The sequence below is a fragment of the Prosthecobacter sp. genome, assembly GCF_020439865.1.
In the GTDB taxonomy this organism is placed as follows: Bacteria; Verrucomicrobiota; Verrucomicrobiia; order Verrucomicrobiales; family Verrucomicrobiaceae; genus Prosthecobacter.
Genome location: NZ_JAGRPF010000113.1, coordinates 1 through 24,002, shown reverse-complemented (window position 1 = coordinate 24,002; position 24,002 = coordinate 1). Strand labels below are relative to the sequence as shown.

The following is a 24,002-nucleotide window of genomic DNA, read 5'->3' as shown; positions in this document are numbered from 1 at the left end:
GTGCAACTGATGGCGCATGGCGATCGTCGTTCAGAAGTATGGCGGCAGCAGCGTGGCTGATGCCGATAAGATTCGTGCCGTGGCCCGCCGGGTCATCCGCACCCGCGATCTCGGACATCAGGTGGTCGTCGTTGTATCAGCGATGGGGGACACGACCGATGATCTGCTGCAAACAGCAAAAAAGGTCTCCCCCAATCCTGAACGCCGTGAACTGGACATGCTGCTGTCGGTCGGTGAGCGCATCTCCATGTCACTGCTTTCGATGGCGATCCGGGATCTCGGCGGCGACGCCATCAGTTTCACCGGGAGCCAGGCCGGCATCATCACCAACGACCGACACGTGGACGCCCGTATCGTCGAGGTGCGGCCCTTCCGCGTTCAGGATGAGCTGGCCCTCGGAAAGATCGTGATCATTGCCGGATACCAGGGAGTTTCGTATCGCAAAGAGGTGACGACGCTCGGCCGCGGCGGCAGCGACACCACCGCCGTGGCCATGGCCGCCGCGCTCGATGCGGAATGGTGTGAGATCTGTTCCGACGTCGACGGAGTCTATTCCGCCGATCCCCGCGTGGTTCCACAGGCTCAGCGCATCGCCGCGATGTCATATGAAGAAATGCAGGAGATGGCCGAGGCGGGCGCCAAGGTGCTCAATGCGCAGGCGGTCGAGTTTGCGAAGGAGCGCGGTATCTCCATCTATGCCCGCGCCACGGCAAAGCCACCACCCGAAGGCGACTCATTGTCCGATGGCACAGTGGTGCGAAAATTTGGACCTCGCATGCCCGGCGCCGTTGTCGGCGTCGCGAGCGAAAAAGACCTGTTCGTCCTCCAGTCCACGGCTGATTTGGATGCGCTGCTCGCATTTCTCGACAGTCATCAGGTGTGCGGCAAACAATTGCACCTCGCCGCCGCGGATGGTCCGTCGGACGGACTCTCGATGGTACTGTCACGCGAAAACCTGCACGACGAAGACCGCGTGCGGAGCCTGATGGCGGAAAAGTTTGGAGACCAAGTGCGATTGATGGATCGCATCGGCGCGGCAAGTGTCATCGGCACGGGGATCAACACCAGCTACAAGAACCTGCGTGCCGGTTCCTCAGCGCTGGCCGCCCATCACGTGGTCGGCATCTCCACATCTTCCTTTCGCATCACCTGGCTCCTCCATCAGTCCACCTTGGATGACGCCGTGAGACAATTGCATCAAACGTTTCTGGAAGCAGGACACCCGTTGGTGCCGTGACTTCATCACAATCGCAAAGCATTTACACGAAAAAGGCCACGCCAGTGTCCCGGCGCGGCCTTTCATGGATTTGTCTCGAAGCGGCTACTTCAGTTCGCCAAGCACTCGCTTGATGTCCTCGGCCTGCTGGTCGGTGGCGGCTTGATAGTCCTGCCACACCACCTTGCCGTCTTTGATGAGGAAGCAGCTGCGCTTGGCGAGGGAGAGCAGCCCTTTGGCCATTTTCTCCACCTTGAAGGCGGCGACGATCTTGCCTTCAGGATCGGCGATGAGGTCGTAGGGCAGAGTGAATTTGTCTTTGAAAGCTTTCTGCGAGTCGGGCTTGTCGAAAGACACACCGAGCACCTGCACTCCCTGTTTGGAGAGATCCGCAAAGGCGTCGCGCAGCGAGCAGGCCTGCTTCGTGCAGCCCGGGGTGTCGGCCTTCGGATAGAAGAAGACGACCGTGGGGCCCTTCTTGTACACGTCGGCAAAGTTCACGGTGGCTCCGTCCTGATTGACGCCGGAGACGGCCGGAGCGTCGTAACTGACTTTCTCGCCCTGACCGGCGATGGCGGTGCCAAACAAGGCGTTGAAGATGGCGGTGAGCATGAGGAGGCGCGTTTTCATGGGATACGAGGGGTGAAGACTATTCGATGCTGACATTGATGCCGGGGACGGCGGAGGCGAGTTGTTTTACGCCGGCCTTGGTCGCCTTGGACTGCCAAAGATAGACGTGTTTGAGGCTTTTGATCTTGGCGAGGTGCTTCAGCCCTGCGTCAGTGATCTCGGTGCCATAGAGGTTGAGCGACTCGAGCTTTTTGAGGCCGACGAGCGACTCGAGGCCGGCATCGGTGATCTTGGTCTGACGCAGGTCGAGCGAGACCAATCGCGGAAGCTGCGCAGCGGTTTTCAGAGCGCCGTCGGTGATCACGGTGCGACCGAGATCGAGTTGAACGATGTTTTCCTTGAGCGGCAGAATGGCGGCGACCTTGGCGTCATCGCACTTGGAGACACCGGTGAGGAAATCAACGCGCAGCAGCGGGCTTTCGACCTTCACGGGCGACACCTGTGCTCCCGCTTGCTTGGCCGCTTCGAGCACGGCGTCTGAAAGCGGTTTCACCTCTTTTTCGAGAGCGGCGTAGAAGAGGTCATGGGGACGGGGCTTGTAAGGCTTGGTCGTTTCGAGCTGGGCACCGGCAGGCATGCCTTCCTTGCTGCCGATCCAGCCGCCGAATTCCGCACCTTCCTCGATCCACTTTTTCAGGAGGGCGATCTCTTCCTTCGTCAAATCTTCGCCTTTGGAGGGCATGTGGCCGTCATCATCCTTCGGCAAGATGACGGATTCATAGATGCCGCTCTTGTCCGGAGCGCCTGGCGTGAGCACAGGGCCGTTTTCACTGCCTTTCAGGATGGCCCAGGATGCATCGAGGCGCAGACCTGCCTTGGGTTCTTTTTTCTGGCCGTTGACCACGGCGGGGGCCTTGTGGCAGTCCACGCACTTTTTAGTGATGACCGGGAGCAGTTCCTTTTCGAAATTGACCGCCGCATGAACCGAGGACGCGGCCAGGCAGGCAATGACAAAAAACGGGAAACGATACGCAGAGGTGGACATGAGGTGGGATAAGGTGATAGAGCTAACGACTACGGGGCGCGTCTGCCCGTCAGAATTGGGGCAGGGATAACGCTTGCGTGTCCGCCTTGTTTCAGAGAAATAGCGTACAACAGGACTCCTGAACCATGAGCACACCATCCAATGTCCGGATCGAGGCTGACACCCTTCTTCGCCGCAACACCCTGGCCATCGTCATGGGAGGTGGCGCCGGCACGCGTCTCTTTCCGCTGACTGAAAACCGCGCGAAGCCGGCCGTTCCTCTCGCGGGCAAATACCGCATCGTCGACATTCCGATCAGCAACTGCATCAACTCTGGCCTGCGTCAGGTTTACGTCCTCACCCAATACAACAGTGCTTCGTTGAACCGTCACCTCGCCCGCACCTATCGGTTTGATCAGTTCACGCGCGGCTTCGTGGAAGTGCTCGCCGCCCAGCAGACACCTGAGGGTGAGCGCTGGTATCAGGGCACTGCCGACGCTGTACGGCAGAACCTGCGCTACTTCCTCGAGGGCGATTACGATTACTATCTCATCCTCAGCGGTGACCAGCTCTACCGCATGGACTACCGCACCATCATGCGCCAGCACGTCGCCACCAACGCGGACATCACCATCGCCACCATCCCGGTCGATGCGCAGGCCGCCACGGCCTTTGGCATCATGCACTCCAACGAAAACGGGCAGATCTATGAGTTTGTCGAGAAGCCCAAGGACCCCAAGGTGCTCGACAAGCTGCGCATCCCGCCATCTACTTTGAAGACGCTGGGGATCGATCCCAAGGAGGCGCGTTTCCAGGCCTCCATGGGCATCTATTTGTTCAACCGCGACGTGCTCGTCGAATGCCTCGACAACACCCTTAACGATTTCGGCAAACACATCATTCCCGCTGCGATCGAGAACAAGCGTGTCCACAACTTCAACTTCCAGGGCTATTGGGAAGACATCGGCACGATCCGCAACTTCTTCGACGCCAACCTCGACCTCTGCCGTCTCGTGCCGCAGTTCGACTTCTTCGAAAGCGCCGCTCCGATCTTCACTCACGCCCGCTTCCTGCCCGCGACCAAGATCAACGGTGCCACCATCCGCGGTGCTTTGATCGCAGACGGAAGCGTGCTCACTGACGCGCACATCGAAACGGCCGTCATCGGCCTGCGTGCCAAGATCGAGCCCGGCACCACCATTCGTGACTGCATCATCATGGGCGCCGATTACTATGCCGGCGCGGTTGGCACCGACCCCGACCGTCCGCCGCCCGGGATCGGCCGCAACTGCCGGATCGAGCGCGCCATCATCGACAAAAACGTTCACATCGGTGACAACGTGGTCATCACCCCGGAAGGAAAGCCCGACAACATGGACGGCGAAAACTTCTACATCCGTGACGGCATCATCTGCGTTCCAAAAGACGCCGTCATCCCGTCCGGCACGTGGATTTGATGACCCAGGTCTAATTTTCGGGCCTCCGTCGCGTTTCGAACTACCACCATGAAAAACGCATGCCTTGTCTTTTTGATTGTCGGCGCGGCTTTTGCCCAGTCGTCTGAGCTTCGCACGTTCACCAATGCCCAAGGCAAGGCGATCCAGGCGAAACTTGTCGGGGTCAGTGGGCCGAATGTGACCATTGAGATGGCAAACGGTCAGCAATTCACGCTTCCAATCGCCTCGCTCTCCGCCGCCGACCAGCAGTACCTCCAGTCGGCTCCCGCCACTGCTCCAGCCGCACCCGCTGCCGCCAAATTCACCTTCAAGCCCGGCCCGAATGACAAACTTGATCCTGCGGTGGTCAATGAAGTCGTCGGACAGCCCCTGTTTGACGAAGCGCCGCTTTGGACCTCGTCTGCCACTGAGATCGCAGAGAAGCTGAAGATTCCTCAAGAGTCGAAGACCAAGACGGCCAGCAGCTACCGGGCGTACACGAAGGACGATTACTTGATGTTCGGAGCGCATCCGTACTCCGTGGCGATGTATGCTGAAAACGACAAGATCACCAACTTCTCCCTCGTCTTCGCCAACAAGGGTGATCTCTTTAGCTCCAAAGGTGGCGGCGAACTGCATTTCGACAAGGACACGCCGCCAGCCAAGGCCGCGGAGATCGTAAAGACGGCCATGGACAAGGACGTCGCCACCATTGCAGAGACACTCACCCAAAAGCTCGGGGCGCCCAAAAAAGAGCGCTTCGGCGAACGAGCCGGACGCATGAACATGCAGCGCTGGGACTGGCGTGGCCATGCCATCCTCTTGGCCGAAGCCGAAGGGGAATATGTGGGAGTTCAGATCGTCACCTCAGCCTTTGCCGACGCCGGCGGTTCGGTGGCGGACACCGTGGACTCGGTGATCAAAGCAAGGGCTCTGGCCAATCTCGAAAAGCGTCCCAATGGCGATGTCATCGTGGGTGACATCCCGATGGTGGATCAGGGGCCCAAAGGCTACTGCGCCCCCGCCACCGCCGAGCGCGCCATGCGTTATCTCGGCATCCCGGCAGACATGTACATTCTCGCCAACGCCGGACAGACCGGCTTTGGTGGTGGCACCAGTGTGGACCTTCTGCTGGAAGGCATGGCAGGTCAGATCCGCAGCAAACGCCGCTCGTTTGATTCCTGGAGGGGCGAACTCAAGCTCAAGGAAATCGCCAAATACATCGACAAAGGTGTGCCGTTGATGTGGTGTCTATACAGCACCAAGGAGTTCAACAACACGGCGAACAAACGCACCAAAGAACGCAAAGACGTCACCGACTGGGCCGCCTGGAAGACGAAGGTCACGGCCGAGGGGGCTTCCAATCTCATGGAGAAGGACAAGGAAACATCCCACGTCGTTCTCATCATCGGCTACAACAAGGACACCAACGAGATCGCCTTCAGCGACAGCTGGGGTGAGAACTTCAAGGAACGCTGGATAACGCTTCCTGAAGCGGAACAAATCTCTCAGCAGCGGTTCTACGTCGTTGGGTTCTGAGGATGACCGCTCGAAGGTGGAAGCGTTTCATCAGCTCCGTTTGATCCGAATCAAAAGCCGCGAAACGACGAAGATCAGTCCTGGCACGACACACCCGAGCAGCAGCCGCTCGCCCCAAGAAAGTCCGGTCATGCTTCGCGCCTTTTCGAGCAACTCGCGCTCATAGGCCACACGTGCGACGAGATCGGGATACATCCTCGGACTGGCAGCCTTCCACACGACGAGATCCTCATCCGTGTAGAGTGAGAAATTCAAACCTGCGCGCCTCAGAATCTCGGGCAGCGACTGGGTGTCATTGGTCAAGCCGATCACGGCATCACTGCCGACAGCCAGATCGTTCTCATAGTAGTGCACCAACAAGACCGTCTTCCAGCCGGGCCGGAGGTGACGATAGCGTCCCCAGTCCGGGTCTATCTGCTCGTAAGGATCGTGCGGATACTCCCTCTTCAGCAGCACCGCTTTGGCACGCTGAAGCTTCGGGCAGTTCCCAATGACCTTGTCGATGCGAACAAGGCATGCCTCCTTCAACAACATCTGGCCATTCAGAGGAACCACTTCAGACTCGGTCTGCACGACTTCGGCAATCACGATGACATCAGTCGTCGTGATGCCCCCCTCAAACCACGTCGTGCATGGAATCTCCACGATCTCGGAGCCGGCTCCCAACGCAGCCGTCATCAAGAGCAGCAGCAGAACCGGCCAGCGCATGCTCACCCCCTCATCGCGCGCTGACGCAGGAAGTGATCGGCAAGGACGAGATGCACCATCGCCTCCACCATCGGAACAGCGCGCGGGAGCACGCAGGGGTCATGACGACCACGGGCCGACAAAGTCGTGTCTTCACCCGTGTTCGTGACGGTCTTCTGTTCGCGCAGCACCGTCGCCGTGGGTTTGAAGGCCACTCGGAAAACGATCTCCTCACCATTGCTGATGCCCCCCTGGACACCACCGCTGCGGTTGGTTCGGGTGCGGACCTTGTCGCCGTCCATGTAAAACTCGTCGTTGTGCTCCAGGCCGGTCATCGTGGTGCCGCCGAAACCGCTGCCGATCTCAAACCCCTTCGTTGCAGGCAGGCTGAGCATCGCCTTGGCTAGATCCGCCTCGAGGCGGTCAAACGCAGGTTCACCGAGCCCGGCCGGGACGCCGCGCACGACACATTCGATCACGCCGCCGACGCTGTTGCCTTCGCTGCGAATTTTTTCGATGAGTTCGATCATCTTCTCCGCCGCCACAGGGTCGCAGGTGCGGACGATGTTCGACTCGATGACGGAGGAATTCAGCGCTGCGCCTGCTGGCACCTCAGCGTGGATATGCTGCACCGTTTTAACGTAGGCGAGGCACTCGTAACCGCCGAGCGACTGCTGCAGCATTTTGCGGGCAATCGCACCAGCGGCAACTCGGCCGATCGTTTCCCTTGCGCTCGACCGCCCGCCTCCAGAGACGGCGCGGATGCCGTATTTGGCATCGTAGGTGTAATCGGCGTGGCTGGGACGGTACGCCTGCTGCATTTCCGTGTAGGCCGAAGGGCGCTGGTCTGTGTTCCGAACGAAAATGCCGATCGGCGTGCCGAGCGTGAGGCCGTCGAGCACTCCGGAGAGGATCTCCGCCTTGTCTTCTTCCTTACGTGGTGTCACGATCTTGCTCTGGCCGGGACGGCGGCGGTCGAGTTCGGCCTGAATGTCTTCCACCGTGAGCGGAATGCGCGGCGGGCAACCGTCGATGACGACGCCTACGCCGGGGCCATGGGATTCGCCCCAGGTGCTGATGCGGAAAAGTGTGCCGAGACTGCTGGACATGAGGGCGCATCATGGCCCGGGGAGGAACGTGCTGCAAATATCTCGTGCTCGATCCGCTCAATGATTCATCCTGTGGCATGAGATTTCCACACTGGTTGCTGGCGGCCTTTGGCTGCGCCTCGATCACCTCGCACCTTCACGGCGCGGAGACGGTGGACTACGAAGGCGCCCGCTATCACCTCTATCGTGTGGACCGGGCCGACTGGCCTCGGCTGCAGCTGGCCTGGCTGGATGAAAACGACAAACCGCTGGGTGATCTCAACGGCCTGCGCACACAGCTCAACTCCCGCAAAAAGCAGATCGTCTTTGCCACCAACGCCGGCATCTTCGAGCGAGGCCCGAAGCCCTGCGGGCTGACGATCTGCGCCGGTCGCGAGCTGGTGCCGTTGAGCCTGCGTGACGGGGAGGGCAATTTTTATCTCAAGCCCAACGGTGTCTTCTATCTCGACGACCAAACCGGCCCCGGCGTCATGGAGGCGGAGGAATTTGAGAAAAGCGGCCTCAAACCGCGGCTCGCCACCCAGTCTGGACCGCTCATGGTCCGCAACGGAGTCATTCACCCGGCCTTCAACGTGAACTCACCCAACAGGCGCCTGCGCAACGCGGTTGGCGTGCGCAAAAAGGACGGACAAATCATCTTTGCCATGAGCGACCGCGACGATTCGGTGAAAGGACGTGTGACGTCTCATCAGCTCACCAGGTTCTTTCTCCATCTCGGCTGCCAGGATGCGCTCTACCTCGATGGCGACATTTCCAGCATGCTGGTGGATCCGAAACCTGATGCCGTGCTCACGCCGAACACCTTCGCGGCCATGTTTTTCGTGGCCGAATGAGGGTCAGGCCTCCGCCGGTTTTTCCACCATCATCGCCGGTGAGGTGGCGGGCGTCGGCGCGAGCCAGGTGGTGATCTCCGCCTTGAGCCAGACTTTGAGACCATCCCACAGGAGACGGACCGCGCTGGTGTCCGGTGAGAAACTCTGCCGTGGCAGCCAGACGTGGCCGTTGTTGCAGCGGCCGTAGATGCCTTTGCGCATCCGCTCTTGTGCGAGTGAGGCGAGCCGGCGGTTGTAGAATGCCATGAAATTGCCGAAGAGCGTGCCCGCTGGCCCGTCGTAGGGCATGCGCGTCCATTCGTAGTCCGGATGTGCGTAAACCAGCCGCACCGGACCGATGAAGTACGTGGCGAGGTCCAGAAGGAACGCAGCGTTCATCAGCTCCGCATCGCCCATGTAGGCATACTTGTCCTTGTAGAGCGCTTCGAACCAGATGCGCCAGCTGCGCGGATAGGCCATGTTCAGATAATCCGTGATCGCCTGTGTGTCCTCGCCTGCCAGGTTCTTCTTCACCAGCTCGCATGCGGCGTAAACCGTGTGACCGCAGAAGTCGAGACCGTGGCTGTACATCGGGTCCATGAAACCAGCCGCATCCCCGACGATGATCCAGCGGTTACCTGCAACCCGCTCGGCGCGATAGGCGAGGTTCTTGTAGTAGAAGGTGTCGTTCTCGACCGGCACCGCGTTTTCAAACATCAGCCTGCCGACAGGATGTGTCATCAAATGTGCCTGCAGACGCGCGAGGAGCGAAGGTCCCTCCGGCAGCGAGAAAAAGCGGCGGTCCCACGTGACGCCAACGCTGTAGCTGCCATCGGACAGCGGAATGATCCAGCACCACCAACCGCGGCCCATGAGGTGGTTGGTGGATGAAGTGCGAAGGCCTCGCACATTCTCCATGAGCTTAGGGTGCATGCTGCGGCTCTTGAAGCTGTCGAGCCCGTTGACGTTGCGGAAGCGGCACCAGATGGACGAGGTGGGATGCTCGTCGTCGATGGTGCTCTGCAGGCCGAGCTTTTTCGCGAGCACGGCGGCCTTGCCGGAGGCGTCGATGAGCCAGCGTGCGGTCACCGTGCGCATCGGCCCCTCCTTCGGTGTGATTTCGAGCGTGTGCGGCGCAGCGTCTTCTGAAAGCGCGATCGTTTTGACCGTGGCCGGACGCATCAGCTCGCAGCCGAAATCACAGGCTTCCTTGAGCAGATGCTCGTCCAGCAGGGCACGGTCGAGCTGGAAAGTCGGCAGACGTGACTGATAGCGCGGACCGATCTCGGTAAGGTCGTCCACGGAATCCTGCGGGGTTTTGCAGAACCAGAGACGCAGCCCGTGCTTCTGATAGTGATGTGCGCATAGGTGCGCGCCCTGATGCAGCACGCGGGTCAGGAAGCAGCCCGCCACCTCGGAGGTGCTCTCCCCCACCTTGCGGTCAAATTGCACCGTGCGCTCCACGATGAGAATGCGCATGTCGGGGTGCTCACGCTTGAGCATCATCCCGGCGGCCGCACCGGAAAACGCGCCGCCCATGATGACCACGTCATATTCAGCGGTGGAAGAAATCATGAGGGCGTGCGGTGAAAAAGTCAGTTGTCGGAGGGGTCGTGACGGTCGAAACAGATCGTCTCCCGCCCCTATTCGCTCATCTCTAAATAATGCCATCCGCCGAAACTGCAACCCACCAGCCGCAGCCTGAAACTCCTGCTGCCCGCATGGATCTGCATGATGCGTTCTGGACCCGGATGCTCCTGTCAGGGATGCGCTGGCTTCCGGCTCCCGTGTTCACTCTGCTCGCCTATCCGGTGACGGCGGTGATCTACCTGCTGGCGGTGCCTCAGCGTGAGGCGGTGCGCGCCAATCTCAGTGCTCTCATTCCCGGCAAAGGGTCGAGTTGCATCGCCGGCTTCCAGGTGTTCCTCCAGTTCGCCCTGACCTATCTCGACCGGTTGTGGTGCCTGCATTTCGACCGCGAAGTGGACTGGGAAATCATCGGCAAGGGTGAGTTCGAAGCGCTGCAGAACGAACCCATCGGCGCGCTGATCTTCACCCTTCATTCGGGCAACTACGACATCGGCGCCGGCCTCTTCGCACGCAAGTTTGGCCGCCCGATCCACACCGTGCGCATGCCCGAGTCCTCGGCGTCGCTGCAAGAGCTGCGTGAGAAGGAGCTGCGCGGAGAGGAAAGCCGCGAGCCGAACCTGCACATCCACTACAACAAACCCGACAGTCACCTCGGCATCGAACTCTGCCGAAAACTGCTCGCGGGTGAGGTGGTCTGCGTTCAGGGCGACCGCGTGATGGGAGAAGTGGCCCCTACCCAGGCCAGCATCGACGGCTTGACCTATCAGATCCCGCGCGGACCGCTCGTGCTGGCCGAAGTGACGGGAGTGCCATGCTATCCCGTGTTTCTGAGCCGCAGAGGACGACTCTCCTACCGCATCGAAATCGGCAAACCGTTTCATCCGGGCGGACGCAAGCCCAAGGCTGAAGAGATCGGCGCCGCGTGGCTGCCGGTGATGCATCGTTTTCTGCTGCGGCACTGGGATCAATGGTTTGTGTTTGAACCGCTCGTCACCCGCGATCCGGCATGAATGCGGAAGTACGCTCACGCTGTATGCGGCGCTCGCGTGCTCGCCGTGCCCTCTCGCTGCTTCCCTTGTTGATCGTCGGCTTGCTGGTCTGGTTCGGGCAGTTTGTGGCGGCGGGTGCGCTGTTCATCAGCGTCATGGCCACGGTCATGATCGGCACGCTGGTGCCACGTTGTGCGCTGTTTGGTCCGATGATCAAACAACTGCGGTCCGGTGGAAACTGCACGCTGCTGACCATCGATGACGGCCCTCATCCGCAGCACACTCCGGCCATTTTGGACATCCTTGACGAGCATCGTCTCAAAGCCGTGTTTTTTCTCGTCGGCGAGCGCGCGGCAAAGCACCCATACCTCGTGCGTGAAATCGTAGCCCGTGGTCATGAGATCGGCAATCACACGCAGACGCATCCGGCCGCGATGTTCTGGTCGCTCCAGGCACCGCAGTTATGGCGCGAGATTTCAGGCTGTCAGGAAACGCTGATGTCGATCTGCCCGGAACATCCGCCGCGGTTTTTCCGTCCGCCGGCAGGTCATCACAACATGTTCACCTCCCTCATCGTGCAGGCTTTGGGCCTGCGGATGCTGATTTGGAGTGCACGGGGCTTCGACGGCGTAGCTCAAAACGTGGATTTGATCACGCGTCGTATCCGCCGCCGGTTAAAGGCGGATTCCATCGTCCTGATCCACGAAGGCACTCCCGTTGCCGTCGAAGTGGCCCGGTCCGTGGCCACCATGATGGCCGAAAGCGGCCTCGAGTGCTCCACCCCGCCTGCTGATCTATCGTTCAGCGACGACGAGATGGTTGTTGAACGGCGTGCCGCCCCATAACGGCTTCACGCAAACCTTCAGGCCGGCGTTCCCGAGCACGGACCTGAACAATTCGCCATCAGGATAGCAGACCGGCGCCTCCTTCATCCAAAGCGTCAGCCTGGCGACCCAGTCTCCGATCACGGTGACGTGGAAACGTGTCGAATCATCCTGCAAGCCGGTGCGAATGATGAGCCGCCCCCCTTCCGCCACCCGGGCCGCCGCCGCTTTCAGCAACGCCGCCTGCTCCTCGCGTTTGAAAAACTGCAGGATGTCGAGGATCACCACATGACCGCTGAATTCCGGCAGCCCGCTGCGCGCGTCACCCGCCATAAAACTCAGGCCTTCATAACCGCCTGACACAGCCATCGCTCGCGCGCTGGAGATTTTTTTTTCGTCATAGTCGAAGCCTGAAATGTCCTGCGTGAATCCTGATTCACGCAGGTAAAACGCCAGCAGACCGATCCCGCAGCCGACGTCGAGCACCGGCAGCGTTGATCCACCGAGTTCTTTCCCCACGGCCGCATAGACCGGGTCCGTCGCCAGCTTCATCAGCGTGTAACAGCGATCCCAGCGCTTCGGACAGAGAAAGGCGATGCGCTTCAGAATGGCTGCGGACAACGGCATAGTCATGGCTTGCCCGTCCATCTACGCGGCACTTCCCATGGCGCCAGCAGAGAACAGGCCCTGACTTTAAAAGCCGCGTCAATTTCCGCCCTGGGCATCTCCAGCTCCGCCACGATGTCCTGGCAACGCTCGGGATCGCGGCTCGTCGCACCGCGAATCGTCACTGCCGTCAGTCCTGCGGCACGTCGAATCTTTTCACCAATCTCAGCCGGGCTCAACTTGCGACCGGCCACATTGATGCCACCTCCGATGCACTGCTCGAACATCAAACGTTCTCCGCTCGAGTCGATCTGATCACTCGTGACGAACACACCCTCTCCATAGCGTTCCCCCGGAATCATCTCGTCGTAGCCGAGCCCGACCGAACTGCTGGAGACGATGAGACGTCCGGAGCCATCGATCTGTGTCTCCACCCCCGGCAGCAGTGCGCCCAAATCGCGCGCGTCGGTGCGCAGCGAATCCGAGGCATCCCACGAAACGGCCCCGCACTCGCTCGTCCCATACAGGTTGTGAATCTTCAGGCCGTGTTTCTCCATCGCCATTTGCTCCAGTTTGAGCGTGAGCGGAGATCCCGCCGAGATCGCGAGGCTGACGTTCCCAAACTGCACCTCGCCCATAAGCCAGGCTTTCCACAAAGCCGGAACTCCGGGCAGAAAAACGCGTGTGTGATGTCTCATCGCCTCCATCAGCGGCTGAGCGAATGGCTGCGGCGCAAAGCAGGTCGGCACGCCGTTGAACAGCGTCTGCAGCACGGTCATCGTCAGACCAAATGAATGCGCGCATGAAATCGCCGCCACGCCCACACCAAGTGTGCCGAGATCCAGTGCTGCATGCAGGCGGTCCACATCGGCGGCGACTTGATCGAGGGTGAAAAACTGGCAGCGGCGCAGTCCTGAACCGCCGACGGTTTGCTTGATCAAAGCTGTGCCTGCAGGCGGAGGAATGACGGGAACCCGGCGTTGACGGTCCTTTTCCACCAGCTGCACCGGCACACCGTGAAGCAGTCCGGCCAGCAGCGAACGCATGATCGCCGGCGCATCACCTTGAACCAAAACGTGATCGCCCACAGGCTTCGCCGCACGCGCCTCGGCGTCAAGTTCGCGGAAGGTCGTGGCGCTGCCGTCAGCCAGATACAGGGCGGCCTGCGCGCCGCGCTCAGCCACAATACGATCCCAGCGTTCACCAAACATTTGCAGTCCTGGCGACGAAGCGTAAACCATGCGCCGCGCCGTGTCGTAGAATGAACGTTTGAGTTGGCAGTTCAACCCTACACACGACGAATCTCATCCTGTTTCCCCAGTGCCTTCCCCTTCTCGCCAGCGCATCGCCATCACCGGAGCCGGGATCGTCTCGCCGCTGGGCATCGGCTGGCAGGCGAACGAGCAGTCGCTGGCGGCGGACCGCATCGCATTCAGGCCGGTCGATCTGTTTGACACGAGCGCCCTCATTGCCAAGACCGCCGGCGTGGTCGATCTCCCGGAGGAAACTCCATTTCTTCGTGTCCCTGCGCACAAGCAGCCTTTCATCGACCGCGGCACACAGATGCTCCTCATCGCGATCCGTGAGGCTTTGGCCCAGGCGGGTCGTCATGACATGCAGGGGATCGATGCCATGGTCATCGGCACCTCGGCCGGAGCGATGCCTCTGGGCGAAGCCTACTTTGAAAAGGCACGCCACGGCACGAGCCGCATACCGTCGCAGCTTTCGCGGGCGGAGTACTATCAGCAGCAGCGGCAGATGACCAGCATCGCCACCGAGTTCGACTGGCGTGGACCGGTGGTCATCGTTTCAAACGCCTGCGCCTCCGGTGCCAACGCCATCGGCTGGGCGGCTGACATGATCCGTTCGGGACGCGCCAAACGCGTGCTCGCCGGCGGTTACGATGCGCTCGCACGTCTCGTGTTCGCCGGGTTCGACAGTCTGCATGCCCTCGCCCCCAGCGGCATCCCGCGTCCCTTTGACGCGCAGCGCGACGGACTGGCGCTCGGTGAAGGAGCTGCCGTCATGCTTCTCGAGGCGGAAGACGTGCGTCGAAGCGATGCGCTGGGAGACGTGGCCGGTTACTCGACCGCCACCGACCTCCATCATCTCACGCAGCCCGATCCCGAAGGAAAGGCCGCCATTCGCACCATGACCGCCGCCTGTGCCCAGGCGGGAGTTTCACCGGACCAAATCGGCTATATCAACTCCCACGGTACTGGCACGCCTTTCAATGATGTGGCCGAAGCCGCCGCCATAGCCGCATGGGCGGGAGATGCCGTGAAACACATCCCGGTCAGCTCCACCAAGTCTGCCATGGGTCACCTGCTCGGCGGTGCGGGCGCCGTCGAAGCCGTGATCTGCCTGATGGCTCTGCAGGGTCAGTGGCTGCCGGCGAGCCTTAACGTGCGCGAGGTGGATCCCGCCGTGCACTTTGATCTCGTGCGGCAGTTTCGACGCGCCAGTCTCCAATATGCGCTGACCAACTCATTCGGCTTTGGCGGCACGAACGCCACGCTCGTGATGGAAAGGAGGGCCGCATGAACGCGCAGAACATCCGCATCCGCGGCGTCGGCGCCGTGAGCGCCGCCGGATGGAGCGCTGCAGCCATGCAACAGGCAGTGCGTGCTGGAAAACCGCTGCCCTCCGCGAAATGTACGCGTCCTGGCGACGACCGCACCTGGCCCTGCGAAACGCGCCTTGTCCCCGCCGTGCCGCCCGAAAAAATCACCCGCCATCCACGTCTGCGCCGCTCCAGTGCGATCACCCGCTACTCCGTGTCCGCAGCTTTGGAAGCACTGGCCGATGCCGGACACAATCCGGCGGCCCCGCCGCGAGGACTGGGCATTCTCTTTGTCATGATGAACGGCTGCGTGAACTACACGGGCCGTTTTTATCACGAAGTGCTGCAAAACCCCGCCCAGGCCAGCCCGCTCATCTTCCCCGAGACCGTCTTTAATGCGCCGGCCTCGCACATTGCCTCGTTTCTCGGAATCGACGGTGCTGTCAGCACACTGGTGGGCAGTCCGAACTCGATCATGGAGGCCCTCGACACCGCCGCATTCTGGATTAGCAGCGGCGTTGTAGAAGAATGCCTCGTCATCGCCGCCGAAGAATGTGACTGGCTCAGCGCCGAAGCGCTTACCTACTACCATCCCAAACATATCGCGTCAGAAGGCGCCGGAGCCCTCCTGCTATCCGCCACTGGTGACGGAATGCTTATGAGCGAGATCCTCGGCCCGATGTCCTACCTCTCATGGAGTGAACGCGGCACGTTGCTCGCCGAACTCGCGGCAGAAACTCGCGTGAAATTCAACGGCAACGCCACGCTCATCGACGACCGCAGTGGCATCGTGCGACTCGATCGCGCAGAAACCGCCGCATGGTCCGGAGTGTCTTGGAATGCCGTGCTCAGCCCCAAAAAAGTTTTGGGCGAGAGCATGGGAGCCGCATCCGCCCTGCAGCTCGTGCTCGGAACGCTTGCTGCGCGCGAAACACAGCAGCCTGTGGTCATCTCCATGCCCGGAACCAACACCGCCGCCTACGCATGCGTGCTGACGCCGTGAATCACGGCTTCCCTGCACCCTGCAGCATGGGCATCTTCATCTCGTTGTAGCCGTCTGGCGGGGCGAACTCCTTCGGATCCACATCCTCCTCCTTCGCAGAGACCAGGCTCGACGAGACTTTCTTGCCCATCATCGTCACTTCGGACTTCACCACCATGCCGTCGAAATCAGACGCCTGCGGTGCCAGTCCCGCCATCGACTTGCCCACCACCTGGCCAAGCTTGTCACTGATGGCGCTGATTTCGGCATGCTTCGGAAAATCTTTCGCCACCCAGAAGCGGCCTTTCCCCATCTGTCCTTCCCACGTGAAAATCTCCGTATCCCATTGGCCGACCTTATCCTTCTCTCCGGTCGCCACTGGTTTGGCGGCGGGCTGCTTGTCGAGCACGGCGGAGGCCTTGCCCGCCATCTCCATCGCGGTCTTCATCGTCGCCAGATCCATCTTCATCATCACCTTCTGAGCATGCATGAGCATCACCATGCCCTGCTCTCCCACGATCACGCTCATCTGCGTTCCCATGTCCACGCGCGCCTGCTCTCCTTTGATTTTGGTCGTCACCTCCTTTTCCTTGCCGTCCGTGACGGACTTTTGAACGAGCACCCAGTCGGCCCTGGCAAGCGTGGCGGCAAAAAGAAGGGCAACAACCGAGCGGGCGAGCGTTTTCATGATGTCCGGACGGTAACCGACCACCTCCCCGGTGGTCAATCGCGAACGTCTCCGGCCTTGAACTGCCCGTGTCTGCCCCGCATGATCATTGCTTCCGCATGAGCCGCCTTCCTGCCTTCATCCGCCATCACCTCGCCGGCTCAGGCATGTTCGCCGCACTGGCGCTGCTCTGCGCCTTCTTCAGCATCGTCACCTGGACCGAGCAGCAGCCGCAGGACACAGCGACGGCTCAGGAACTGGCCTCGCGCATCAAACCAGATGAGAAAGTGCTCATCGTCGTGCGTCCGCAGGCGGAAGACATCGCTTTCGCCGAAGCGTTGAACACCGCACTCGGCTCCCGTGCCGAAATCGTTCGCGGTGAACCCAAAGACGCCCGCGCCGCCCTCTTGCGCGCGGCAGACTCCGGAGGCCTCGATGTCATCGCCTGCAATCAAATTACCGCGTCGTGGCTAGTCTTCAGCGATCTCGCCACCGACTTCCCTGCGCTCAAAAACACGCGCGTGCTCAAACCGCGTTCGCAGTCCTGGCCGGTTTTTCTCAAGGCCGACAATCTGCTTAACATCGCCAACCAGATCGCGGTCATCGCCATTCTCGCCATTGGTATGACGATCGTCATCATCACAGGTGGCATCGACTTGAGCGTTGGCAGCCTCATCGCTCTCTCCGCCGTCGTCACGGCAATGATCGTGCGCGATTTCTGCGGCGGAACGAGTGCCGGAACGGTTGGAATGCTCGCCGCAGGAATCGGCGGCATCGTTCTGTGCGGTGCTTGTGGTTTGATCTCCGGCGCATTTGTCACACGATTGCGCATGCCGCCGTTCATTGTCACGCTGGCGATGATGCTGGTGTGCAGTGGTCTTGCCGGGCGGCTGTCGGAAAACCAGTCCGTCTATCAGGTGCCCGATTCGTTCGTCTGGCTCGGACGTGGATCCGACTTGTTCGGCCTTCCCAACGCCGTCGTGCTCATGCTGCTGCTTTATGCTGTTGCACACATCGTGATGACCCAGACAAGTTTCGGTCGGCATCTCTACGCCGTCGGGGGCAACACCGAGGCCGCGTTTGTCTCCGGGGTGCCTGTCAAACGTGTCATCCTCATTGCCTACATCCTCTGCGGTCTGCTCGCCGGGCTCGGAGGTGTGGTGACGGCTTCATTGTTGAAAAGCGGCTCGCCCACCTACGGCCAGATGTATGAGCTGTATGTCATCGCCGCGGTCGTGGTCGGCGGCACGAGTCTCAGCGGTGGCAAAGGCACCATGTCCGGCACCTTGATCGGCGCCTTCATCATTGCCGTGATTCAAAACGGCATGAACCTCACCAACGTCGAAAGCAATACGCAAAAAATCGTCCTCGGTCTCGTCATTCTCGGCGCCGTGTTGGTGGACCGATTGCGGAAATGAACCACCTTCGCCCATGCTCAACTCCTGGCTCCCCGAATCCAAAGACCATCTGCCGCTGACATGGTGGAAGCAGCAGCCCATCTATCTCGCCGCGATCATCGCGCTCGCCGGCGCGGCGAGCATGATCGTCACCGCCCTGCTCGGCTACGAGGTAATGGGACATTTCGTTTTCACTTTCGACAGCGCCTTCCGTCAATGGCATCTCTGGACGCCGCTGACCTACGTGCTCGTCAATCCACCGAGTCTCTGGATTCTCCTTGGCTGCTACCTGCTCTGGAACTTCGGCGAAGCGGTCGAACGTCATCTGGGCCGCCGTGCTTTTGTGCGGCTGCTCCTGCTGCTGTTGCTGGTGTCGCCGCTGCTCATCACACTGTTTGGACTCGTCGGCATTCACGGTTTTGCCTGTGCCGGAATCACGCAGCTTGAATTCGGCGTCTTCATCGCGTTCGCCACGCTCTACCCGCGCGCGAAAATCTGCATCATCATCCTGACGCTGGATGCCTGGGTGCTCGCTGCGATTCTCGTCGGCGTGAACGCCCTTGGCAGCCTCGCCGGCCGCGACTGGGCCTCTTTGTTCCTCCTCGCCGCCAACGTCGGCACCGCCTACGCCTTCATCCGCTTTGAGAAAGGCGAGCTGAAGCTACCCAGGCTGCCCAAAGTTGTCTTCACTACGAGCTCAAAAACACGACCGACCAAGCCTGCGGCCAGCAAAACACCCAGCGTCGATGACATCCTCGACAAGATCAGCCATCATGGCATGCAGAGCCTCACCGCCGACGAACGCCGCATTCTCGACAAGGCCAGCGATGAGATGAAGAGGCGCGCGGGTTGACACTTTATGCACCACCATTTTCCCACCATCGTCAGTCTGCTTTTCATCGCCAGTTGTTCCATCCTGCCCGGTCGTAAGGTGGCATACCCACAAGGCGGTGCTGGAAAATCACCCGAGGTCGAGATCCACATCACGGGTCACGTGAAGAATGGAGGCAAATATCGGGTATCGCGAACTTTGCGTGAGCCGCTGTCAGAACTCATCAACAGAGCAGGCGGCTTCAGCCCCATGATGCCAGAGTTTGCCTCAGAAAAAACCAGCACGGTGGCGTGGATCGAGCGCACACTTCCTGGCCGCCATGCCCAGCTCATCATCCTGGACTATCTCAACAAGCAGATTTTCTCCCAGCGCATGCTGGGCAACGGCATGTGCCGCAATGAACGCTACCACTGGGAGGACTTCGAGTTCATCAAAGGCGATGACTTGTTTGTCACCACCTCGCGCAACTCGCTGGATCTCGCAGGCTGGGCCGTTCGCTGGGTCGAACCGAAAGGCTGGCACGGCATCGAAAGGCTCCGTCTCTTTGGCATGACCAAGGAGGAGACAGAATCCTTTGAACGAGACAGGCGTTCATCTGCCAAACATTGATCTTTCGCTCTGATGTCACTCCAACAGCTCTTCTGCCTGCTGATCGCACTTTGTCTCATCTCGTGTCAGGGATGGCGGAAACAACCTCCCACGCAGTCTTTCGCCTATCCGCGTTGGCATATCGATGAGGAACGTTGCGCTGCAGCGAAGCCTGGAAAAGTGAATGTGGATGTCTCGCTGGCGAGCCAGACGGCTCAGTTGCTCGACGAAGGCGGCAATGTTCTTGTGGAGATGGATGTGTCTCCTGGGCTGCCCGGACACGAGACGCCGGCGGGCGAGTTCAACGTGCGGGAAAAACTTCCGCTCAAGCGCTCGAACCTATACGGCCAGTATGTGAAGCCAAAGACCGGCGAAGTCGTGGTCGCACGCACCTGGGAACACGAGGGGCCGAAGCCCGCAGGCACCGAGTATCTCGGCATTGCCATGCCGTTCTGGCTGCGATTGACCGATCACGGCGTGGGCATGCATGTGGGCGGCTTTGAGCGTGGTCAATGCACCAGTCATGGCTGCATCCGTTGCCCTGAGGAACCACAAAAGAAGTGCTGGGAACTTTGCCGCGTGGGCACTCGAATCCGAGTTCACCACGAGGCGCATCGTGCACCTTCAAGGCTGGGGCCACTTTGAGACAGGCTAGCGCAACACCACGCGGCACGGCGCACCGTCCGCGCCCACGATCTTCAGCGGCAGGCAGATCAGCTCGTAGTAGCCATCTTTGATTTCGGAGAGGTTGAGGCCCTCGATCACCCAGATGCCGGCGCCGAGCATGATCTGATGCGTCTCGACGCCGTCCTTGTTGAAGCCGCCGATGCTCAAATAATCGACGCCGACGGTCATGACCTCCTGCTCGACGAGATATTGCGCCGCGTCCTGACGGATGGAGACGAAGTCCTTGTCGAACTCGTCCGAGTTCCAGCTTCGCGCTGAGTTGCGCGTTTTGAAGAGCACGCGCTGGCCGGGCATGAGCTTGAGTTTTTTCAGGTCATCGGCGGTGATTTGATCTTCGCAGTCGAGTTCAAACACGCGACATCGGCCGATCACGGCCTCCAGCGGCATTTGTTCCATCGTCATGCCATCGGCGATGAAATGCCGCGGCGCATCCATGTGCGTGCCCGTGTGGGCGCTCATGGAGATGTGGGTGAGATTGCACACCGCACCGTCTTCCATGCGGTTCACGCGCTTGATGTGGCACTCGGGATCGCCGGGCCAGTGCACCATGCCGTCGCGTATCGGCACGGACACATCTTTCCAAGGACGTTTCATGGTGAAAGAGGGGTGACAGGGACGAACCAAGGCGCAAGACCCGCGGAAGGCAACCCGTTTGCTCAACGCATGAGCACCCCAGCCACCTCCCGCCGTCAGTTCGTCAAAACCGCTGCTGCCACGGCTTTCGGATTTCAAATCGTTGAGCGCCATGTGATTGGCGGCCCGGGCTTCACGCCGCCGAGTGAGAAGGTGAATCTCGGCTGTATCGGCATTGGTGGACAAGGCGGTGGTGACATCCGCGATCTCGACGCCTCGGGCATCGCCAATTTCGTCGCGCTGTGCGATGTCGATCTCGATCGCGCCGCAGGATCGATCAAGAAATATCCGAATGCGAAGCTCTACCGCGACTACCGCGAGCTGTTGGACAAACAGAAGGACATCGACGCCGTGCTCGTCGCCACGCCCGATCATGTGCATGCGCCTGCGAGCATCATGGCCATGCGCGCCGGGCGTCATGTCTATGTCGAGAAACCGCTCGCTCACACCATCGCCGAGGCTCGCGCGATGCGAGATGTCGCGAAGGAGACGAACCGCGTCACGCAGATGGGCAACCAAGGCCATGCCGACGAAGGCATCCGCCTCACGCGTGAGTGGATTCAAGCCGGGGCCATCGGAAAGGTGACGGAGGTGCATGTGTGGTCGGATCGTCCGGGCAAATTCTGGGACACGCAGGGCAAGGCCTATCCCACCGACACACCGCCCGTGCCGAAGAACCTCGATTGGAACCTGTGGCTCGGCCCTGCGAAGGAACGTCCGTATCATCCTGACTTCTGTCCGCGCAAATGGCGCGGCTGGTGGGACTTCGGCTGCGGTGCTCTGGGAGACATGGCCGTGCACAACGCCGATCCCGCCTTCTATGCGCTCGATCTCGACGCGCCCAACTGGGTGGAGGCCGAGAACGGCCCGAACAACAACGAATCGTATCCCGTGTGGAGCATCATTACCTACCACTTCCCCGCCAAAGGCGATCGCGGACCGGTGAAGATGGTCTGGTATGACGGTGGCAAGCTTCCGCCCCGTCCCGAAGGCCTCGAAGAAACGCGCAACCTCGGCGACAACGGCATCTATTTCGTCGGTGACAAAGGCTGCATCCTCGCCGGCGGTTGGAGCGGCACGCCGCGCATCGTTCCGGAATCCAAGATGCAGCAGTTCGTCATTCCCGCGAAGACGATCCCACGCTGCAAAAACGGCCACCGCGCCGAATTCCTCGAAGCCTGTAAAACCGGCAACCCGCAGGACGCGAAGAGCGGCTTCTGGTATTCCGCGCCCTTCACCGAAACACTGCTCGTCGGTCTTCTCGCTGTTCGCTTTGGCAAACGCGTTGAGTGGGACACGAACGCGCTCAAGTCGCCAAACACGCCCGAGGCGGATGCGATCATCCACAAGGCCTATCGCGCGGGATACGGCATCTGAAGCAGATTTCAGCCGTGCTCATCAAGCATGCAAGACCTTGCCATAAGCGATTCCGAAACACCGTCTCATTGGAGACGAGTCCTTGCCAACCTTTCAGTCACTTATGTATGGGCCTACGACACGACTGCTATCCTTGACGATTATTACGACTCAGAAATGGGAACCCTCCCCGCAGGGCAGCTAATCAAGTTCTCGGCAGTCAGCGAACAACCCGATTACATCTTGTGCGATCTTGATGATCCAAGAATGATCGAGCGAACACAGTTGTCAAAAGGACGAGTCATGCGTTTTCGACCTTGGTGTTTCGCCACCAGATTACAGGCGGTCATTGCTGCTGCGGATTATGAGGGGCTTGCGATCGAAACTGAACGCGCATCCTGGCTGCGGCGCTTTTTCAGGAGGATGACGCGAGTGGACTGACTCCAGGCACCCGCATCATCACGCCAACAGCTTCGTCACCAGCTCGCCCGCGACGCCCGTGAGCCTCATGTCGAGGCCCTGGAAGCGCTGGCTGAGCTTCGTGTGTTCGAAACCGAGCAGATGCAGCAGTGTGGCATGCAGATCGTGCACGTGCACGGGATCTTCGGTCGTATTGAAGCCGAACTCGTCGCTCTGGCCGAGCGTGAGGCCCGGCTTCATGCCGCCGCCGGCGAACCACATGCTGAAGCAGTTCGGATGATGATCGCGACCGTCGTTGCCGCCCTGCACCATCGGGGTGCGACCGAATTCACCGCCCCAGATGACGAGCGTGTCGTCGAGCAGTCCGCGTTGCTTCAAGTCGAGCACCAGCGCGGCGCATGGCTGGTCGGTGAGACCGCATTGATCCTTCAAACCCTTCACCAAGCCACCGTGATGATCCCACGCCTCGTGGAAGAGCTGCACGAAACGCACGCCGCTTTCGATGAGACGACGCGCGAGCAGGCAGTTGTTCGCGAAGGACGCCTCGCCGGGTTTCGCGCCATACATGTCGAGGATGTGCTTCGGCTCCTTCGAGATGTCCATCAGCTCCGGCGCGGTCTGCTGCATGCGATAGGCCAGCTCGAAGCTGTTGATGCGGCTGGCGATCTCCGGATCGCCCACGACGTTGAGCCGCTCCTCGTTGAGCTGCTTCAGCACGTCGAGCGTGTCACGCTGCGTCGCGTCGTCGACGCCTTCGGGATTGTTGAGGAACAGCACAGGCTCGCCGCTGCTGCGGAAAGGTACGCCTTGATACACGGTGGGCAGGAAACCGCAGCCGAAGTTGCTCAAGCCGCCGCTCGGACCTTTCTGCCCGCTTTGCATCACGACGTAGCCGGGCAGGTCTTCGTTCTCCGTGCCGAGGCCATAGAGCGTCCACGCGCCGAAGCTTGGACGACCGAAGATCTGCGAACCGGTGCTCATCAAAATTTGACCGGGCGCATGATTAAACGCGTCCGTCTTCATCGAGCGCACGATCGTGAGATCGTCGGCGATCTTCGAGAGGTGCGGCAGCAGTTCGCTCAATTCCGCGCCGCTCTGACCATGCCGTGCGAATTTGAACTTCGGTCCGAGCAGCTTGCTGTTCGGATTGATGAACGCGGCACGATAGCCTTCGAGCAGGTTGGGCGGCGGCAGCTTGCCGTCCCATTTCGAGAGCTCCGGCTTGTTGTCGAACAGCTCCAGATGGCTCGGCGCACCGCCCATGAAGAGGTAGATGACACGCTTCGCCTTCGCGCCGTAATGCGGCTTCTTGACCGCCAGCGGACGGGCCGGTGCCGCGGCGGCGTTGCCACGCATCAGATCCATCGCCGCAATGCTCGCCAGGCCCACGCCGCAGTCTTTGAAAAACCAGCGGCGGGTGCGGTAGCGGGCGTATTCGGCCTGAAGTTCAGTGCGGAGGTTCATTGCATGCGAAT

General features: G+C 60.5%; 24 protein-coding genes. 14 read left to right on the top strand and 10 right to left on the bottom strand.

Going from position 1 to position 24,002, the window contains the following annotated elements; translation table 11 throughout:
- The first annotated feature begins 16 nt into the window (after positions 1–16).
- The gene (locus KDL09_RS12960) at positions 17–1,237 is read left to right on the top strand and encodes an aspartate kinase (protein WP_294385646.1); all 1,221 of its coding nucleotides are present in this window, start codon (positions 17–19) and stop codon (positions 1,235–1,237) included.
- A gap of 84 nt (positions 1,238–1,321) precedes the next feature.
- Here the strand turns inward: KDL09_RS12960 and KDL09_RS12955 are convergent, their stop codons facing one another.
- Both KDL09_RS12955 and KDL09_RS12950 read right to left on the bottom strand, forming a co-directional pair.
- The gene (locus KDL09_RS12955; protein ID WP_294385643.1) at positions 1,322–1,846 is read right to left on the bottom strand and encodes a peroxiredoxin; all 525 of its coding nucleotides are present in this window, start codon (positions 1,844–1,846) and stop codon (positions 1,322–1,324) included.
- Between the two features lie 19 nt (positions 1,847–1,865).
- Positions 1,866–2,831, bottom strand: a complete 966-nt coding sequence (locus KDL09_RS12950) for a c-type cytochrome domain-containing protein (protein ID WP_294385641.1) — start codon at positions 2,829–2,831, stop codon at positions 1,866–1,868.
- Between the two features lie 125 nt (positions 2,832–2,956).
- Between KDL09_RS12950 and KDL09_RS12945 the strand changes: the two genes are divergently transcribed.
- A complete protein-coding gene (locus tag KDL09_RS12945; protein WP_294385640.1) occupies positions 2,957–4,267 on the top strand; it encodes a glucose-1-phosphate adenylyltransferase in 1,311 nt (436 codons plus the stop codon).
- A gap of 48 nt (positions 4,268–4,315) precedes the next feature.
- Positions 4,316–5,785, top strand: a complete 1,470-nt coding sequence (locus KDL09_RS12940; RefSeq protein ID WP_294385636.1) for a C39 family peptidase — start codon at positions 4,316–4,318, stop codon at positions 5,783–5,785.
- Between the two features lie 30 nt (positions 5,786–5,815).
- Here KDL09_RS12940 and KDL09_RS12935 read toward each other — a convergent pair whose 3' ends face one another.
- Together KDL09_RS12935 and aroC are read right to left on the bottom strand one after the other, a co-directional pair.
- On the bottom strand, positions 5,816–6,493 hold the full coding sequence (locus KDL09_RS12935) for a hypothetical protein (protein ID WP_294385634.1): 678 nt from the start codon (positions 6,491–6,493) through the stop codon (positions 5,816–5,818).
- A 2-nt stretch (positions 6,494–6,495) separates the two neighbouring features.
- Positions 6,496–7,581: a chorismate synthase gene (aroC, locus tag KDL09_RS12930; RefSeq protein ID WP_294385633.1), complete on the bottom strand. Its 1,086-nt coding sequence runs from the start codon at positions 7,579–7,581 to the stop codon at positions 6,496–6,498.
- Positions 7,582–7,658: 77 nt separating this feature from the next.
- Between aroC and KDL09_RS12925 the strand changes: the two genes are divergently transcribed.
- Positions 7,659–8,414, top strand: a complete 756-nt coding sequence (locus KDL09_RS12925) for a phosphodiester glycosidase family protein (protein WP_294385632.1) — start codon at positions 7,659–7,661, stop codon at positions 8,412–8,414.
- 3 nt (positions 8,415–8,417) lie between these two features.
- On the opposite strand, the gene KDL09_RS12920 is transcribed toward KDL09_RS12925, so the two are convergent.
- Positions 8,418–9,968 carry a tryptophan 7-halogenase gene (locus tag KDL09_RS12920; protein ID WP_294385629.1) on the bottom strand — a complete coding sequence of 517 codons (1,551 nt, stop codon included), beginning with the start codon at positions 9,966–9,968 and terminating at the stop codon, positions 8,418–8,420.
- 89 nt (positions 9,969–10,057) lie between these two features.
- Here KDL09_RS12920 and KDL09_RS12915 point away from each other — a divergent pair, with 89 nt between their 5' ends.
- Together KDL09_RS12915 and KDL09_RS12910 are read left to right on the top strand one after the other, a co-directional pair.
- The gene (locus KDL09_RS12915) at positions 10,058–10,993 is read left to right on the top strand and encodes a hypothetical protein (RefSeq protein WP_294385626.1); all 936 of its coding nucleotides are present in this window, start codon (positions 10,058–10,060) and stop codon (positions 10,991–10,993) included.
- On the top strand, positions 10,990–11,817 hold the full coding sequence (locus tag KDL09_RS12910; RefSeq protein ID WP_294385624.1) for a polysaccharide deacetylase family protein: 828 nt from the start codon (positions 10,990–10,992) through the stop codon (positions 11,815–11,817). Before KDL09_RS12915 ends, KDL09_RS12910 begins: the two co-directional genes overlap by 4 nt.
- Here the strand turns inward: KDL09_RS12910 and KDL09_RS12905 are convergent.
- Positions 11,767–12,429, bottom strand: coding sequence for a class I SAM-dependent methyltransferase (locus tag KDL09_RS12905; protein ID WP_294385622.1), 663 nt, complete (start codon positions 12,427–12,429; stop codon positions 11,767–11,769). The genes KDL09_RS12910 and KDL09_RS12905 overlap by 51 nt on opposite strands.
- Entirely contained in the window at positions 12,426–13,643 is a 1,218-nt protein-coding gene (locus KDL09_RS12900; RefSeq protein WP_294385620.1) for an AMP-binding protein, read from the bottom strand. The genes KDL09_RS12905 and KDL09_RS12900 overlap by 4 nt, the downstream gene beginning before the upstream one ends.
- A 79-nt stretch (positions 13,644–13,722) precedes the next feature.
- Between KDL09_RS12900 and KDL09_RS12895 the strand changes: the two genes are divergently transcribed.
- Complete coding sequence (locus KDL09_RS12895) at positions 13,723–14,946, top strand: beta-ketoacyl-[acyl-carrier-protein] synthase family protein (RefSeq protein ID WP_294385618.1); 1,224 nt, start codon at positions 13,723–13,725, stop codon at positions 14,944–14,946.
- Positions 14,943–15,968 carry a beta-ketoacyl synthase N-terminal-like domain-containing protein gene (locus KDL09_RS12890; RefSeq protein WP_294385616.1) on the top strand — a complete coding sequence of 342 codons (1,026 nt, stop codon included), beginning with the start codon at positions 14,943–14,945 and terminating at the stop codon, positions 15,966–15,968. The genes KDL09_RS12895 and KDL09_RS12890 overlap by 4 nt, the downstream gene beginning before the upstream one ends.
- 1 nt (position 15,969) lies before the next feature.
- On the opposite strand, the gene KDL09_RS12885 is transcribed toward KDL09_RS12890, so the two are convergent.
- Positions 15,970–16,635, bottom strand: coding sequence for a DUF4412 domain-containing protein (locus KDL09_RS12885; protein WP_294385613.1), 666 nt, complete (start codon positions 16,633–16,635; stop codon positions 15,970–15,972).
- A 98-nt stretch (positions 16,636–16,733) separates the two neighbouring features.
- Here KDL09_RS12885 and KDL09_RS12880 point away from each other — a divergent pair, with 98 nt between their 5' ends.
- Genes KDL09_RS12880 through KDL09_RS12865 form a run of 4 tightly spaced genes read left to right on the top strand, consistent with a single transcriptional unit; the run spans position 16,734 to position 20,076 of the window.
- Positions 16,734–18,032: an ABC transporter permease gene (locus KDL09_RS12880; RefSeq protein WP_294385611.1), complete on the top strand. Its 1,299-nt coding sequence runs from the start codon at positions 16,734–16,736 to the stop codon at positions 18,030–18,032.
- A gap of 13 nt (positions 18,033–18,045) precedes the next feature.
- The gene (locus KDL09_RS12875) at positions 18,046–18,864 is read left to right on the top strand and encodes a rhomboid family intramembrane serine protease (protein ID WP_294385608.1); all 819 of its coding nucleotides are present in this window, start codon (positions 18,046–18,048) and stop codon (positions 18,862–18,864) included.
- A 6-nt stretch (positions 18,865–18,870) separates the two neighbouring features.
- A complete protein-coding gene (locus KDL09_RS12870) occupies positions 18,871–19,452 on the top strand; it encodes a hypothetical protein (protein ID WP_294385607.1) in 582 nt (193 codons plus the stop codon).
- Positions 19,453–19,464: 12 nt separating this feature from the next.
- Positions 19,465–20,076, top strand: coding sequence for a L,D-transpeptidase (locus tag KDL09_RS12865; RefSeq protein WP_294385605.1), 612 nt, complete (start codon positions 19,465–19,467; stop codon positions 20,074–20,076).
- A 6-nt stretch (positions 20,077–20,082) separates the two neighbouring features.
- On the opposite strand, the gene KDL09_RS12860 is transcribed toward KDL09_RS12865, so the two are convergent.
- Positions 20,083–20,712 (bottom strand): cyclase family protein, encoded by a 630-nt coding sequence (locus KDL09_RS12860; RefSeq protein ID WP_294385603.1) that lies wholly within the window; start codon positions 20,710–20,712, stop codon positions 20,083–20,085.
- 69 nt (positions 20,713–20,781) lie between these two features.
- On the opposite strand from KDL09_RS12860, the gene KDL09_RS12855 reads away from it, so the two are divergent.
- Together KDL09_RS12855 and KDL09_RS12850 are read left to right on the top strand one after the other, a co-directional pair.
- Positions 20,782–22,128, top strand: a complete 1,347-nt coding sequence (locus KDL09_RS12855) for a Gfo/Idh/MocA family oxidoreductase (RefSeq protein WP_294385601.1) — start codon at positions 20,782–20,784, stop codon at positions 22,126–22,128.
- Between the two features lie 27 nt (positions 22,129–22,155).
- Positions 22,156–22,548, top strand: coding sequence for a hypothetical protein (locus KDL09_RS12850; RefSeq protein ID WP_294385598.1), 393 nt, complete (start codon positions 22,156–22,158; stop codon positions 22,546–22,548).
- 18 nt (positions 22,549–22,566) lie between these two features.
- Here the strand turns inward: KDL09_RS12850 and KDL09_RS12845 are convergent, their stop codons facing one another.
- A complete protein-coding gene (locus tag KDL09_RS12845; protein ID WP_294386078.1) occupies positions 22,567–23,991 on the bottom strand; it encodes a DUF1501 domain-containing protein in 1,425 nt (474 codons plus the stop codon).
- Positions 23,992–24,002: the final 11 nt, after the last annotated feature.

Excerpts from the sequence above, each read along its gene's own strand:
- KDL09_RS12845 (WP_294386078.1), bottom strand. The coding sequence starts at position 23,991 with ATGAACCTCCGCACTGAACTTCAGGCCGAATACGCCCGCTACCGCACC.
- KDL09_RS12885 (WP_294385613.1), bottom strand. The coding sequence starts at position 16,635 with ATGAAAACGCTCGCCCGCTCGGTTGTTGCCCTTCTTTTTGCCGCCACG.
- KDL09_RS12940 (WP_294385636.1), top strand. The coding sequence starts at position 4,316 with ATGAAAAACGCATGCCTTGTCTTTTTGATTGTCGGCGCGGCTTTTGCC.
- KDL09_RS12865 (WP_294385605.1), top strand. The coding sequence starts at position 19,465 with ATGTCACTCCAACAGCTCTTCTGCCTGCTGATCGCACTTTGTCTCATC.
- KDL09_RS12880 (WP_294385611.1), top strand. The coding sequence starts at position 16,734 with ATGAGCCGCCTTCCTGCCTTCATCCGCCATCACCTCGCCGGCTCAGGC.
- KDL09_RS12910 (WP_294385624.1), top strand. The coding sequence starts at position 10,990 with ATGAATGCGGAAGTACGCTCACGCTGTATGCGGCGCTCGCGTGCTCGC.
- KDL09_RS12850 (WP_294385598.1), top strand. The coding sequence starts at position 22,156 with ATGCAAGACCTTGCCATAAGCGATTCCGAAACACCGTCTCATTGGAGA.
- KDL09_RS12955 (WP_294385643.1), bottom strand. The coding sequence starts at position 1,846 with ATGAAAACGCGCCTCCTCATGCTCACCGCCATCTTCAACGCCTTGTTT.
- KDL09_RS12860 (WP_294385603.1), bottom strand. The coding sequence starts at position 20,712 with ATGAAACGTCCTTGGAAAGATGTGTCCGTGCCGATACGCGACGGCATG.
- KDL09_RS12905 (WP_294385622.1), bottom strand. The coding sequence starts at position 12,429 with ATGACTATGCCGTTGTCCGCAGCCATTCTGAAGCGCATCGCCTTTCTC.
- KDL09_RS12915 (WP_294385626.1), top strand. The coding sequence starts at position 10,058 with ATGCCATCCGCCGAAACTGCAACCCACCAGCCGCAGCCTGAAACTCCT.
- KDL09_RS12855 (WP_294385601.1), top strand. The coding sequence starts at position 20,782 with ATGAGCACCCCAGCCACCTCCCGCCGTCAGTTCGTCAAAACCGCTGCT.
- KDL09_RS12960 (WP_294385646.1), top strand. The coding sequence starts at position 17 with ATGGCGATCGTCGTTCAGAAGTATGGCGGCAGCAGCGTGGCTGATGCC.
- KDL09_RS12890 (WP_294385616.1), top strand. The coding sequence starts at position 14,943 with ATGAACGCGCAGAACATCCGCATCCGCGGCGTCGGCGCCGTGAGCGCC.
- KDL09_RS12870 (WP_294385607.1), top strand. The coding sequence starts at position 18,871 with ATGCACCACCATTTTCCCACCATCGTCAGTCTGCTTTTCATCGCCAGT.
- KDL09_RS12935 (WP_294385634.1), bottom strand. The coding sequence starts at position 6,493 with ATGCGCTGGCCGGTTCTGCTGCTGCTCTTGATGACGGCTGCGTTGGGA.
- KDL09_RS12920 (WP_294385629.1), bottom strand. The coding sequence starts at position 9,968 with ATGATTTCTTCCACCGCTGAATATGACGTGGTCATCATGGGCGGCGCG.
- KDL09_RS12925 (WP_294385632.1), top strand. The coding sequence starts at position 7,659 with ATGAGATTTCCACACTGGTTGCTGGCGGCCTTTGGCTGCGCCTCGATC.
- KDL09_RS12945 (WP_294385640.1), top strand. The coding sequence starts at position 2,957 with ATGAGCACACCATCCAATGTCCGGATCGAGGCTGACACCCTTCTTCGC.
- KDL09_RS12875 (WP_294385608.1), top strand. The coding sequence starts at position 18,046 with ATGCTCAACTCCTGGCTCCCCGAATCCAAAGACCATCTGCCGCTGACA.
- KDL09_RS12950 (WP_294385641.1), bottom strand. The coding sequence starts at position 2,831 with ATGTCCACCTCTGCGTATCGTTTCCCGTTTTTTGTCATTGCCTGCCTG.
- KDL09_RS12900 (WP_294385620.1), bottom strand. The coding sequence starts at position 13,643 with ATGGTTTACGCTTCGTCGCCAGGACTGCAAATGTTTGGTGAACGCTGG.
- aroC (WP_294385633.1), bottom strand. The coding sequence starts at position 7,581 with ATGTCCAGCAGTCTCGGCACACTTTTCCGCATCAGCACCTGGGGCGAA.